Annotated in this window: 15 protein-coding genes and 1 pseudogene; 7 read left to right on the forward strand and 9 right to left on the reverse strand. The window is 63.8% G+C overall.

All coding sequences use genetic code 11. The annotated features are described in order from the left end of the window. Positions 1-29 precede the first annotated feature (29 nt). The 6 genes and pseudogenes from IVB46_RS24300 to IVB46_RS24325 all read left to right on the forward strand — a co-directional run. Complete coding sequence (locus IVB46_RS24300; protein WP_247343646.1) at positions 30-827, forward strand: MetQ/NlpA family ABC transporter substrate-binding protein; 798 nt, start codon at positions 30-32, stop codon at positions 825-827. Between the two features lie 29 nt (positions 828-856). Next, positions 857-1102, forward strand: coding sequence for a hypothetical protein (locus IVB46_RS24305; RefSeq protein ID WP_247315041.1), 246 nt, complete (start codon positions 857-859; stop codon positions 1100-1102). A gap of 41 nt (positions 1103-1143) precedes the next feature. Continuing rightward, entirely contained in the window at positions 1144-1926 is a 783-nt protein-coding gene (locus IVB46_RS24310; protein WP_247315043.1) for a MetQ/NlpA family ABC transporter substrate-binding protein, read from the forward strand. 24 nt (positions 1927-1950) lie between these two features. Beyond that, a complete protein-coding gene (locus IVB46_RS24315; RefSeq protein ID WP_247343649.1) occupies positions 1951-3579 on the forward strand; it encodes an FAD-binding protein in 1629 nt (542 codons plus the stop codon). Then, positions 3576-3896 (forward strand): ferredoxin family protein, encoded by a 321-nt coding sequence (locus tag IVB46_RS24320; RefSeq protein WP_247315047.1) that lies wholly within the window; start codon positions 3576-3578, stop codon positions 3894-3896. Before IVB46_RS24315 ends, IVB46_RS24320 begins: the two co-directional genes overlap by 4 nt. A gap of 28 nt (positions 3897-3924) precedes the next feature. Beyond that, positions 3925-4061: pseudogene (locus IVB46_RS24325) on the forward strand (DUF3088 family protein); the annotation flags it as partial. Positions 4062-4313: 252 nt separating this feature from the next. On the opposite strand, the gene IVB46_RS24330 reads toward IVB46_RS24325, so the two are convergent. The 3 genes from IVB46_RS24330 to IVB46_RS24340 form a co-directional block, all read right to left on the reverse strand. Further along, positions 4314-4754, reverse strand: a complete 441-nt coding sequence (locus IVB46_RS24330; RefSeq protein WP_247315049.1) for a hypothetical protein — start codon at positions 4752-4754, stop codon at positions 4314-4316. A 155-nt stretch (positions 4755-4909) separates the two neighbouring features. After that, positions 4910-5110 carry a hypothetical protein gene (locus IVB46_RS24335; protein WP_247315051.1) on the reverse strand — a complete coding sequence of 67 codons (201 nt, stop codon included), beginning with the start codon at positions 5108-5110 and terminating at the stop codon, positions 4910-4912. A gap of 125 nt (positions 5111-5235) precedes the next feature. Continuing rightward, entirely contained in the window at positions 5236-5454 is a 219-nt protein-coding gene (locus IVB46_RS24340) for a hypothetical protein (protein WP_247343653.1), read from the reverse strand. A 733-nt stretch (positions 5455-6187) separates the two neighbouring features. On the opposite strand from IVB46_RS24340, the gene dusA reads away from it, so the two are divergent. Then, complete coding sequence (gene dusA, locus IVB46_RS24345; protein WP_247306971.1) at positions 6188-7117, forward strand: tRNA dihydrouridine(20/20a) synthase DusA; 930 nt, start codon at positions 6188-6190, stop codon at positions 7115-7117. Between the two features lie 53 nt (positions 7118-7170). Here dusA and IVB46_RS24350 read toward each other — a convergent pair whose 3' ends face one another. The 6 genes from IVB46_RS24350 to IVB46_RS24375 all read right to left on the reverse strand — a co-directional run bounded on the left by IVB46_RS24350 (position 7171) and on the right by IVB46_RS24375 (position 13254). Continuing rightward, positions 7171-7839 carry an outer membrane protein gene (locus tag IVB46_RS24350; RefSeq protein WP_247306973.1) on the reverse strand — a complete coding sequence of 223 codons (669 nt, stop codon included), beginning with the start codon at positions 7837-7839 and terminating at the stop codon, positions 7171-7173. A gap of 693 nt (positions 7840-8532) precedes the next feature. Next, positions 8533-9072 carry a TIGR02281 family clan AA aspartic protease gene (locus IVB46_RS24355; protein WP_071915186.1) on the reverse strand — a complete coding sequence of 180 codons (540 nt, stop codon included), beginning with the start codon at positions 9070-9072 and terminating at the stop codon, positions 8533-8535. 28 nt (positions 9073-9100) lie between these two features. Next, a complete protein-coding gene (locus tag IVB46_RS24360) occupies positions 9101-9304 on the reverse strand; it encodes a DUF1289 domain-containing protein (protein WP_247306974.1) in 204 nt (67 codons plus the stop codon). A 44-nt stretch (positions 9305-9348) separates the two neighbouring features. After that, entirely contained in the window at positions 9349-10944 is a 1596-nt protein-coding gene (locus IVB46_RS24365) for a HAMP domain-containing sensor histidine kinase (protein ID WP_247306977.1), read from the reverse strand. Between the two features lie 137 nt (positions 10945-11081). Beyond that, entirely contained in the window at positions 11082-12359 is a 1278-nt protein-coding gene (nhaD, locus tag IVB46_RS24370) for a sodium:proton antiporter NhaD (protein WP_166094080.1), read from the reverse strand. Between the two features lie 22 nt (positions 12360-12381). Then, entirely contained in the window at positions 12382-13254 is an 873-nt protein-coding gene (locus tag IVB46_RS24375) for an NAD(P)-dependent oxidoreductase (protein ID WP_247306979.1), read from the reverse strand. Between the last annotated feature and the right edge of the window lie 37 nt (positions 13255-13291).

The raw sequence follows: 13291 nt of genomic DNA on the forward strand, positions 1-13291 counted from the left end.
TCATCTGAATCGTAATGGGACTTGAGATCATGAAAATTCTTCGTCGCACCGCCCAGGCCGCAGGTCTCTGGCTTGCTCTCACGGCGGCCGCCTTCGCCGGCGAGCCGCTGAAGATCGCGACCAGCGCCGGCCCGGTTGGGCAATTGGCGTCCTTTGCCGCCAAGCTCGCCAAGGAGAAAGGGCAGGACGTCAAGATCGTCGAGCTGTCGGACTGGGTGGCATTGAACGAGGTCGTGAACAGCGGCGATGTCGACGCCAATCTGTTTCAGCATGCAACCTATCTCGCGCTTCAGAATAGGCAGCGCGGCTTCAACCTTGTGCAGGTCGACAAGGTCGGCGTCATTGCGCCGGTCGGTCTGTTCTCGAAGAAGATCAAGAAGCTCGACGACATCAAGTCCGGCGACAGCGTCGCCATTCCGAACGAGCCGCTCAACGGCGCACGCGGGCTGATCCTGCTCGAGCGGGCCGGGCTGATCAAGCTGGCGCCCGGTAAGGGCTTCTCGGTCAGCAAGTTCGACATCATCGAGAATCCAAAGAACCTCAAGATCGTCGAGCTCGACCCCGCCCAAACCTATCGGTCGCTCGACGACGTAACGTTGGCGCTCGTCAACATCACCTACCTCATTCCGGCCGGCGGGGATCCAAAATCTGCGCTCATCATCGACCGCACCGTTGATGACGGGCTCGTGCTGCGCTTCACGGCCCGGCCCGACAAGAAGGACGATCCGCGCCTGAAGGCATTTATCCAGGTGTTCAACTCGCCGGAAGTGAAGCAGTTCATCGAAGAGAAGATCCCGGCCTTCATCCCGGCGGGGTTCAGCAGCTAGGAGAGCGCCGTCCGTTGGGAAACTGCACCATGATCTATGTCGTCGACGTCAATCAGATGAGCTTTGCCTTCGTGGCGGGAAGTGAGAGGCACGCATCGGAGATTGCAGGCTCGCCGGGGTTTGTGCAGGCTGTGGATCGCTTCTTCCTTCAAGGCTCCAAGGGTTCGAACCATCGCCCGCGTGCTGCGACGGTTCAGGAACTTGCTCTCTTCAACGACATGTCGTCTGAGTTCGCGGATGCCACGGCGGACGTCCTGGTTGCCCGCGTCGGCTAGACGTCGGAACAGATTATCGCTCGATAAGGAGATCGTAGACCATGAGACGTCGCTTGTTGCTCGTGATGGCCGCCTTTGCACTATTCACCGCGCCGGCCTCCGCGGATCAGAAGATCAAGGTCGGGATATCGGGCGGCGATGCCGAAATCATCTGGGCGAAGGTGAAGGAGATCGCGGCCAAGGACGGCCTCGATGTGCAGGTCGTCGTCTTCAACGATTATCTGTTGCCCAATGCCGCGCTGGATGTCGGCGATCTCGATGCGAATGCCTTCCAGCACAAGCCGTTCCTGGACAACCAGATCAAGACCAGGGGATACAAGATCGTCGCCGTCGGCGAGACGATCGTCGCACCGATCGGGCTCTATTCCCGCAAGGCGAAGTCGGTTGCCGAGATCAAGGAGGGGGCGTCGATCGGCATCCCCAACGATCCTTCGAACGGTGGCCGGGCCCTGCGGCTGCTTCAGGCCGAAAAGCTGATCGAGCTCAAGGACGGCGTGGGGATCCTGCCGACCGCGCTCGATGTGACCGCAAATCCAAAGAAGCTCAGGATCCGTGAAATCGACGCCGCCCAACTGCCGCGCGGCCTGGACGACGTCGATGCTGCGGTCATCAACACCAATTACGCCGTCCCCGCCGGCCTCATTCCCCGCAAGGACTCCATCGCAATCGAATCCTCGGTCAACAATCCCTACAACAACTTCATCGCCGTTCGCGAGAAGGACAAGGATGCTCCCTGGGTCGCGAAGCTGGTGCGCGCCTATCAGAACGATACGGTCCGCCAGACCATCAAGGACAAGCTGCCGGGTCAGATACCCGCGTTCTGAACAGGTTCAATCCGGAGACGAGCGATGACAAACCCACCTGGCCGTGCCGAGAAGCTATCGAGTTCGGCAGGATCCGTCGTGTTCGATGCCGATGTGGTGGTGCTCGGTGGCGGTCCCGCGGGCACATGGGCGGCGATCAGCGCCGCCGGCCGCGGCGCGCGCGTCGTGCTGGCGGACAAGGGGTTTTGCGGCACCTCAGGCGCGACCGCGGCGGCCGGCACCGGTGTCTGGTACGTCGACCCCGCTCCGGAGCGCCGCGAGGCCGCGATGGCCAGCCGTGAGAAACTCGGTGGCCACCTCCAGGACCGTCGCTGGATGGCGCGCGTGCTGGACCGGACCTACGCCCAGAGCAACCAGCTCGCCGATTGGGGCTATCCTTATCCTTCGGATGACGACGGCAAGCCGCAGCGGAATTCGCTCCAGGGTCCGGAATACATGCGGCTGATGCGCAAGCGAACGAAGCAAGCCGGCGTCACCATTCTGGATCACTCGCCGGCGCTCGAGCTTTTGGTGGATGGGAACGGCGTGGTGGCCGGCGCCGCAGGCCTGCGACGGCAGAAAGGCGACCGTTGGGTGGTCAATGCGAAGGCTGTGGTGATCGCCACCGGCGGATGCGCGTTCCTTAGCAAGACGTTGGGCTCGAACGTTCTGACCGGCGATGGCTATCTCCTGGCGGCCGAGGCCGGCGCGGAATTCACCAGCATGGAGTTCTCCAACGCCTATGCTATCTCGCCGGCATTCGGCTCCGTGACCAAGACCCTGTTCTACAGCTGGGCAAACTTCACCGACGAGGAAGGCAGTGTAATCCCGGGGGCGTCATCCAAGGGCGGCCGGTCGATTATTGCTCGGGCGTTGCGCAAGGGCCCGGTGTACGCCCGGCTCGACGAGGCCAACGCCGAGACCCAGCGGCATATGAGGGTATCTCAGCCGAACTTCTTCCTGCCGTTCGACCGGACCGGCCTCGATCCGTTCACGCAGCGTTTTCCGATCACGCTTCGCCTCGAGGGGACCGTCCGCGGTACGGGTGGGCTGCGGATCGTTGACGACAGCTGCGCGACTACCGTTCCCGGTCTCTACGCTGCGGGCGACGCGGCAACCCGCGAGCTGATCTGCGGTGGTTTCACCGGGGGCGGTAGCCACAATGCGGCCTGGGCAATGTCGTCGGGGTATTGGGCTGGTCAGGGCGCCGCCGAGTTTGCGCGACAGCTGGGTACCGCGAGCGGACGACAGAGGTTCCGACGCGGCACAGTTGGTCTGCGCTCCGGCAACGGGCGGCCGCTGCAGGGCGGCGCGCTCGCACGGAGCGTTCAGGACGAAGTGTTTCCGTACGAGCTGAACTATTTCCGCGAAGCCGGGCGGCTCAGCGAGGCGTTATGGCGTCTGGACGGCTTCTGGTCTGAGGCATCGAATGCCGACGCGTCAGACGAGCAGGATCTGCTTCGCGCACGTGAGGCCACGGCAATGCTCGCAACGGCGCGCTGGATGTATCGGAGCGCGCTGGCGCGTCAGGAGAGCCGGGGTATGCATCGCCGCGACGACTATCCCGAGCAGGACGACCGCTATCGCCACTACGTGACGACCGGAGGGCTCGACGATGTCTGGACCTCGGCGCGCCCGCTGCGTTCCTCTCAGTACGCGGAGGCCGCGGAATGATCGAGGTCATCGATGCCGAGCGCTGCACGGCTTGCGATATCTGCGTCAACGTGTGCCCGACCAATGTCTTCGACAAGACCGACGACATTCCCAGGATCGCGCGCCAGAGCGATTGCCAGACCTGCTTCCTGTGCGAGCTCTACTGCCCCGAGGACGCGCTGTTCGTCTCGCCATTCGCCGACGCGCCGCAACAGGTCGACGTCGCCGCGTTGAAGCAAGCCGCAGTGCTCGGCAGCTATCGGCGTGCAGTAGGCTGGACCAATGAGAGCCGGCACTTGCGCGATGCGGATCGGAGCTACCGGCTGTTCGGCCATTGAAGTTTCCGTCGACTTCGGGAGAACGGACATGACTGGAGATCGCCTGTTCCTGTTGAAACCGGGATTTGAAGATCCCGCTTCTTCGTCTGCTCGCACTGCAATGCGATTGAGGGGGTGCTGGCGTCGTTTCCAGGGCTGGCAACACAGATTGAGGTGCGGCGCCTGGGGGCGCTTTGAAAAGGGGGCGTGAAGTCCGATCGCGGCGCCGATCAGGGAGGAGGACGTTGTCACCAGGCCCAACAGTGCGGCCATGGCGAGGTAGTAGGGCGACGTCATGATGCTCCCAATACATCGCGATCGTTCGCCGCAACGTGCCTGCTGCAGCATGATGACGTGCGGGATGTAGGAAAGCGAGAGCGCCTGCGGCGTCGCCGCATAGGAAACTCATATAGACGCACTCAGCCGCAGCTCCGCGTTTCAGGCCGCCCGTTTCATCTGGGCAGAATCCTGCCGGTAGGCGGACATCACGAAGCCCTGACGGCATCTGACCCCGGCCTCGATTCGGAAGCCGAGCTGTTCGAGCTTCTTGCGGACCTTGAGCGCGAAGCCCGCCTCGTTCGACTTGATCAGCACCGCGATTGCAGCGGTCGGGCCGAGAGATGGTGCGATCTGGGACAGCGCCATCTCGAACTCACTGAACATGTCTTGCACGGTGATGAGGCCGACGGAAAAGGCCGGCTTACGCAAGAAGATGGAGGGCAGTCCAATTCGGGTGAAGCCGCGCTGGCGCAGCGCCTGATAGAGTTCGGCGCTACCACGGCCCGCGACGATCGCGCGATTGAGATTCGACAGATGGGTGAGCGAGATCATGGTCTCGACCACCTGGTCGCGATCGGTGAAGGGAGCGGGGTGGAGCACGAAGATACTCCTTACAGTAGGTGCGCGGGCGCACTGGAACGAGAATTTGCCCTGAATGGCGCGACCAATATCGTTCGCGACCAGTATGATTTCGAGGGGACAGGCAGGCTTATCTCATAGGAACGGCATAGGATCGGGACGAGGTTGAGGTGCGTTCAACGTTCGTTGCGCATGTAGGCGCTTCGTGCCGTCACCGATCTCAGGTCGGGCTCCGCACTGCTGCCTGCACCAGGATGGTTGATCGTTGCCTCCGACAGGCGATGGATGCCGGCGTCGATCTGGCGATCCAAGGCATGAAGAATGACGTGCGCGAAGGCGGCCGTCACCAGGATGAGAAGCCAAGAGCGCAAACCCATGAGACTTCCCCTGGTGGCGTTGCACAGATCGGACAATTGGAGGGCTGGCCTGAACCGAAGCCTCGCTCAAAAAGGAGCCCCGGACGTACCGGGGCTCGAGGGGGGTGGAGGTTTGCCGAGAGACTTCAGTATTTGGCGACGACAGGGGCATCCCACTGGAGTTTGTAGTTGACGCCGACTAGCGCGGTCGAGGCACGCTGCTGGACGTTGATGACTTCACCCGCGCCGCCGCCGGCCAGTGTGAACGCCCGCGCGCTGTCGTCGAGGAACCACATGTAGTTATACTCGGCGAAGACCGACCAGTTCGGCGCGAACATCCATTCGGCGCCGATACCGATGGTCATGCCGGGCTGCATGAAGCTTGCGGACTCGATCAGCGCGCCGCGAGGCGCAAAGAGACCGTTGGCGTCAGTCGGTGGATCTCCAGATCAAGGCGACGAGCGCTGTTGTCGTCCTCGCCGGCCGCCCGGCCGAGAATGCGGCAGAGCTGGCAGGCCGGAGGTTGGCGCTGCCAGGGCGAGGTTCACATGGTCTTTGCTGCTGTTTCGCCGGAGCAGGTCCAACCTGTAGCGATCGCGATACGTCGGGGCATGTCACGAACGTCAGAGCGGGTCTCGGCGGCCTTGGCGCGGTTGGGGATGATGTCGACGCCGAGGCACTGATGAGAGACCGCGGTAGCCCTCGAGCGCCATCGTCTCGAGACATTCCGACGTGCGTCGGCCTTTGTCCTTCTGTGTTAGCGGGTCCGATCTCCCTGCGCGTGGCTGAGTGACCTATGGGAAGGGCTCCGCCTGCCAAACCCTCGCTCGCATAGCTTTTTTCCCCGCCGGACAAGTCCGGCTCCTCGCGGCCGCTTCGCTCCAAAAAAGCCATCGGCTCAGGTGCTCCGCATGCGCTACGCCCCGCGTGAACGCGGGTTCGAAGGCGTTTCGCTTCCCATCACGGTCCAGCCATCGCGAGGGGATCGGCTCCTCGCGAACAAAGGACAAAGACCATGACCGCAATCGGATACGTCACCAAGAACGACAACGGCAGCTACAAAGGGCAGCTCCGCATTGGACCGATCGGCATTGCCGGGTGTTCCATCGCCATCTGACGCGGCGGGCGCTGCTCTATACGGAGATGCTGACGACCGGTGCCATCATTCATGGCGACCGGGAGCGGCTGCTCGGGTTCGACGCGGTCGAGCATCCGGTGGCGCTTCAGCTTGGCGGGTCGGATCCGCGCGAGCTCGCACTGGCCGCGCGGATCGGCGAAGAGTTCGGCTATGACGAGATCAACCTCAATGTCGGCTGCCCGTCGGATCGTGTGAAGGATGGCCGCTTTGGAGCCTGCCTCATGGCGGAGCCGGAGCTTGTGGCGCGATGTGTCGACGCGATGAAGGGCGCGGTTTCCATTCCCGTCACCGTCAAATGCCGCATCGGCATCGACGATCAGGATCCGGAGGTCGCGCTCGATACGCTTGCGCGTGGAGTGGTCGCCTCAGGCTGCGATGCGCTGATCGTGCATGCCCGCAAGGCCTGGCTCAACGGTCTGTCGCCGAAGGAGAACCGCGACATCCCGCCGCTCGACTATGACCGCGTCTATCGCCTCAAGCGCGCGATGTCTGATGTGCCCATCATCATCAACGGCGGCATCCCCGGTATCGACGAGGCGAAAGCGCATCTCGAGCACGTCGACGGCGTGATGCTCGGCCGCGCCGCCTATCAGGAGCCATGGCGGCTGCTCTCCGTCGATCAAGATATCTTCGGCGAAGCGGCGCCGCATGCGACGATGCAGGACGCGCTCGAAGCGATGATGCCCTATATCGAGCAGCAGCTTGCGCGGGGCACGCGGCTGCATGCGATCACGCGGCATTTCGTCGGGGCGTTCCACGCCGTGCCCGGTGCGCGCGCCTTCCGCCGCCATCTTGCCGAGCAGGGGGTGAAGCCGGGCGCCGGTGTGGACGTGCTGCGCGACGCGATCGCACGTGTCGGTGCGCGCGCTCCGGCGGAGGCCGCGGCCTAGCCCAAACGGGTGAAGAGCCGGATCGTGAAAATCCGGCTCCTCGTCGATCCGTCTCAGCGGAGCAGATCGAAATGATAGTTCACGCCGACGCGGAAGGTGTGGAATTTCGCGGCGTTCCAGTCCGGCAGATCGTCGTGCTCGAACTCGGTGTAGAGATATTCGGCCTTGGCCGACCATTTCGGCAGGAACGCCCATTCGACGCCGCCGCCCGCGGTCCAGCCCATCTTCATCTTGTTGATCGGCCCGTCCTTCAACTCGCCGGTGGCAAGACCAGCGGTCCCGAAGAACAGCAGCCGTGAATCCATCGTCGCGATGCCGGCGCGGGCGCGGCCGGTCGTGTACCAGGGGATGCTCACCGCGGCGCTGTTGAGCGCGTCGCGGTTCTTGATGTCGCCGCCCTCGAAGTCATTCTCGATGCCGACCACGAACATCGGCGAGAGCTGGTAGTTGTAACCAATCTGCACGCCGCCGACGGCGCCCTTGACCTTGCCGCCGCTGATGCCGACGAGATTATTGAACGCGTCGTCGCCGCTCTCTGCGTAGCCGGCGTTGAAGCCCGCATAGAGACCCGTCCACGAATACACCGGCTGCGGCGCCGTGTAGGCCGAGGAGGGTGCGGCGTAGCGCGGCGACAGGTCGGCAGCGCAGGCGCTGCTCGCGGCGAACACCGCGGCAAAGGGCAGGGCGCGCATCGTGCGGCGTAAGGCGGCTCTGGCAGTCATGACTCTCAATCTCCCACTTGGCCGCACCTCACGGAGCAGCCTTGTCCAACCCCGATCCGGGAATGGGATTGTTATAAACCGACTAGGCGGTTTGTAAATAGAGGAAATGCCACATCGATGGATTGTTCGCGGGGGCTCGAGTTAGGCGGTTGGCTGGCAGCCGCGCCGATGCTGCGCAGCGCGCTGGCGCAAAGGTGGCCTTACGAGGCGCCAGATCGGCCGCTGTCCGTCATGATGACGAAGCGACAATACTCGACATCGCAATGATGGGTGGATCGAGAGGGTTGCGACAATGAAGCGTTAGACAAGATGCGCTCCACAATCAAAGATTGTTTATTGCTCTGTTATTTACTCGTCCGACGATCCTTCGGCCCTCGCAGCATTTCATGCGGTGACGTTCGCGGTTGTTTTCGCGTCGGAGACGTTGGGCTCGGACCCGTCATGTGGGTCGATTTGATGAGGGACCAGCGATGCCAATTTTCATGGCCATAGTGATCCTGGTGAGCGTCTCGATATTGTTTGGTCCGCGCAATGCGTCGGCGCAGGATGTGCCGGGGATGGAGCGGCGCCGTCAGTTTGACTGGCGCCAGAGCGGCCAAGGGCGATTTAACAAGCGCCGATCGCGTTGTGCGGCTCAGGCAGTCCCGGCTGATTGGGCCTGGATCGTGCGCACGGATCGGGTAGCGAAGCGCATTATCGCAACGCGCGGCGATCTGGCAATTCCGGGTAGCCGGTGAGCATCAGCTTGTCGGCGCGCACACCCCAGCTCTCCAGGCGGTCGAGGAAGCTCATGCCGAGCAGATTGGTCTTCATCTGCCCGCGGGGCACGACGAGGGCCGGCACCGACTTTTCGACGAGGTGGCCGACGGAGAGACGGTCGAGCGTAAGGCGGGCTGCCTTGGTGTGGCCACCCGCGGTTTCGAGATCGACGTCGTATTCGAGCATCTCGAGAGGCAGTCCGATCGCTTTCGCGGTTTCCCAGGTCAGCACCACCGAGGTCGCACCGGTATCGATCACCATCGGTGCGGCGACGCCGTTGATCTTGGCGCGCAGCGCGAACTCGCCGCCCTGGCCGCGCTGGATCTGCACGGCCGGGGCCGGGGGGGCGATCTGCGCGCGAAACATGTGCGAGACCTTGTTGCTCGCGCGCACGATCCGGTCGGGATCGCCATAGGCGACAACGGCACCGGCCGTGCCGGCGAGCATGACGAGAACGAGCAGGAAGCGGATCATTGCGCGCCTCCGAGGCGACGCAGGGCGGTCAGGCGCGTTTCGGCGATCCCGCGATCGGCTGCAAACCCGCGTCCGCCATGCGTGCCGGCAACAGCGCCATCACCGCGAACCGTTCCGCGCTCTCCATGGCGTGCCAGCGCGCGATCTCCGGCAAGGTCCGGCCGCAGCCGAAGCACAGCCTGGTCTTGGGATCGATCATGCAGACGGCGACGCACGGCGTTTCTTTGCTCATGTGGCCATAGTGGGGGATCGTCGGGCATGTCTGCAAGCATCTCGTTAAGAGCCCGTACCTGCGCTCATGATCGGCTTGTGGCGCGGCCGGCGCTTCTCGTCGGGCACCGCGGAACTGTCCGGCTGGAGCGGCGGAGAATCGTCCGACATCGGCGCCAGCGCACTCATCACGCGCTCCGGCGGGAAGGTGACGATCACCTCGGTGCCGATGCGCAGCTTCGATTTCAGCGTGAATGTGCCGCCATGCAGGTCGATCAGGTTCTTGGCGATGGGCAGGCCGAGCCCTGCGCCCTGTTCGGCCGACTTGATCGAGTTGGAACCCTGGCCGAACGAGGCGAGCACGATCGGGATCTCGTCCTCGGGGATGCCGGAGCCGGAATCCTTCACCGAGAGATATTGCCCGCCCGAAGCGGTCCAGCCGGCCTTGAGCCAGATCTCGCCGCCTTGCGGGGTGAACTTGATCGAGTTGGAGAGCAGGTTGAGCACGACCTGGCGGATCGCTCGCTCGTCGGCCCAGAGCCGCGGCATGGCCTGCTCGAACACCTCGTGGATGGTGATGCCGCGGCTCGAGGCGCGCAGCTTCATCAAATGATGGCAGTCGGCGACGATGCCGACCAGCGACACCGCTTCCTCGTTGAGCTCGTAACGGCCAGCCTCGATCCGCGACAGATCGAGGATCTCGTTGATGAGGTTGAGCAGGTGCACGCCGGAATTATGGATGTCGGCGGAATATTCCTTGTAGACCGGCACCGCGTGTGCACCAAAGATTTCGCTCTTCATCACCTCGGAGAAGCCGAGGATCGCGTTCAGCGGCGTGCGCAGCTCGTGGCTCATCTGCGCGAGGAAGCGTGATTTTGCGACGTTGGCGGATTCGGCGCGGTGGCGCGCTTCGTCCGAGATCGCCTTGGCCTGTTCGAGCTCGCCGATCAGCGCGTCCTTCTCGGCGCGTGCCTCGAGCGTGGCGAAGGTCGAGGAGTGCAGGCGGTGCGCCAGCAGCACGAAATAGCCTTCGGCTGCGAGCGCGAGCGCCGCCAGGATGTAATTGTCGAGCGCGCCGGTGATTGCAAAGCTCAGCGCCATCGCGACCGCGACCGGCGCCGTGGCTGCGAGGGCGGCGATCGGCAGATTGGCGGCCAGCATGCTCGACACTGCGATCACCAGCAGCATCAGGAACATCATCAGCGTTTCCGTGACCATGTCGAGCACGGGATGGATCAGGATCGCCATCCAGCACAGGCCATAGAGCAGGTCGAGCACGACGAAGTGCGTCCGCCATGTGCGCGTCGCCGCGGGCGAGGAGGTCTCTGCCAGAAAACGGTGGCAGCTGCGGATCATCGCGGCGTGGATGCAGAGCATGCCGGCGGTCCAGGCCGCGGCCGGGATCGGCTGCATCCACAGCCCGAACAGCACGCCGGTGGCGACCACCAGCAGCATCACGACATAGGAGGCCGACAGCCGCGTCTGGGCATATTGGCGCAGCATCTCGGCGTCGAAAGCCGGTCGGGTTCCGCTGGTCGACGTTAACTTGTCGCGCGCCTCGCGTACCCGCTGCGACGCAGCCCGGCGGCTGCTCGCCGATGGCGCGCTCACCGGCTCGGCCGGAAGCTGCACGACCTCTGGCTTTTCAGCGGGTTTACTCATCGAACAACAACATTCCTGCCCGCGCAAAGGCGGGCCTTCTGCATTGTCTATCTCTGGCAAGAAATCCTTAAGAGGTGACTTAAGGAGCTAAAGAATTACGTTAACCCGGCGTTAATTTTGAATGCGCGTAGTGCCGGTCAGTGCAGCGCCGCATGCTGGGCGACGTAGACCACGGCGCCCGCCAGATAGCCCGCGAGCGCGGGGATGGCGATGCGGCGGGCGTACCAGAGGAACTCGATCCGCTCGAGCCCCATGGCGGCGACGCCCGCGGCCGAGCCGATGATCAGGATCGAGCCGCCGGTGCCGGCGCAATAGGCGATGAATTCCCAGAGGAAGCTGTCGGGCGGGTAGTGGCCGAGGTCGTACATGCCCATGGTCGCCGCCACCAGCGGCACGTTGTCGATGACGGCGCTGAGCAGGCCGAGCACGACGACGATGACGTCCTGGCGGCCAATCGTCGCCTCCAGCCAGCGCGCCAGCATCGACAGGAGGCCCGCATGCTCGAGGCAGGCGACCGCCAGCAGAATGCCGAGGAAGAACACGATCGAGCTCATGTCGATCCGCGTCAGCGCATGCGCGAGCGTCAGCGGCCGGCGAACATGCTCGTCCTTGTCGCGGTGAACGACCTCGCCGACCAGCCAGACGATGCCGAGCCCGAGCAGCACGCCCATGAAGGGCGGCAGATGCGTGACCGCCTTGAAGGCCGGCACGGCGATCAATACGCCGAGCCCCAGATAGAACATCAGATTGCGCTCGAACGACCCGACGAGCTGAACTCCGTCGTCCTTGGGTGGTGGCGCGATGGTCTTGCCTTTCACCAGAAGGCTGATGAAGGCGAGCGGCACGAGCAGATTGACCAGCGAGGGCAGGAACACCGAACCCATGATCTTCAACGGCGTGATCTGCCCGCCGATCCACAGCATGGTCGTGGTGACGTCGCCGATCACGGTCCAGGCGCCGCCGGCATTGGCGGCGATGACGATGAGGGAGGCGAACAGCAGGCGGTCGTCGCGCCTGGCGATCAGCCGCTGGATCAGCGAGACCATCACGATGGTGGTGGTCAGATTGTCCAGGATCGCGCTGAGGAAGAAGGTCACGAAGCCGATCAGCCACATCAGGCGGACCTGACTGGTCGTGCTGATGCGAGAGGTGATGACCTCGAAACCGTCGTGGGCGTCGATCACCTCGACGATGGTCATCGCGCCGATCAGGAAGAACACGATCTGCGCGGTGGAAACGACGGATTCGTCGATCTGCCGGCCGACCATGGCGTGGTCGCCGATCGTGGCCGCGTAGATCGCCCAGAGCAGCCCGGCGCCAATCAGCGCCGTGGCACTCTTGCTGATCCGGAGCGGGTGTTCGAGCGCGATCGCCGCATAGGCCAGAACGAAGATGACGGCGATCGCGATCAGCAAGGCGGGATCAGTTCGACAGGTGTCAGCGGTTAAGGCGCGCGAGCAGGCTCGACGTATCCCAGCGCTTGCCGCCCATCTTCTCGACCTCGGCGTAGAACTGGTCGACCAGCGCGGTCACCGGCAGATTGGCACCGTTGCGGCGGGCTTCGGCCAGCGAGATCGAGAGGTCCTTGCGCATCCATTCGACCGCGAAGCCGAAATCATACTTGTCCTCGTTCATGGTCTTGTAGCGGTTCTCCATCTGCCAGGACTGCGCTGCGCCCTTGGAGATGGTCTCGATCACGGCGGCGACGTCGAGGCCACTCTTCTTGGCGAAGTGGATACCCTCGGAGAGGCCCTGGACCAGACCCGCGATGCAGATCTGGTTGACCATCTTGGTCAACTGGCCGGAGCCGGCGGGCCCGAGCAGCTTGCACATCCGCGCATAGGCGCCCGTGATGACCGGCTCGGCGCCGGAATAGGCGTCCTGCGTGCCGCCGCACATCACCGTCAGCACGCCGTTCTCGGCGCCGGCCTGGCCGCCCGAGACGGGAGCGTCGATGAACTTGAACCCGGCCTTCGCGGCGGCCGCATCGAGCTCGCGTGCGACCTCGGCGGAGGCGGTGGTGTGATCGACGAAGGTCGCGCCCTTCTTCATGCCGGCGAACGCGCCGTCGGGGCCGATCGTGACCGCGCGCAGATCGTTGTCGTTGCCGACGCAGCACATCACGAAATCCTGGCCCTCGGCCGCGGCCTTCGGGGTCGCAGCCGTCTTGCCGCCGAACTTGTCCGCCCATTCCTTCGCCTTGGCCGCGGTGCGGTTGTAGACGGTGACCTCATGGCCCCCTTTTTTCACGAGGTGTCCGGCCATGGGGAAGCCCATCACGCCGAGACCGAGGAAAGCGACTTTAGCCATGTGTGGTACCTTGTCCGTAGTTTGGGTTTTACGGTTT

It is taken from the genome of Bradyrhizobium sp. 61, from assembly GCF_023073075.1.
GTDB classification, from domain to species: domain Bacteria; phylum Pseudomonadota; class Alphaproteobacteria; order Rhizobiales; family Xanthobacteraceae; genus Bradyrhizobium; species Bradyrhizobium barranii.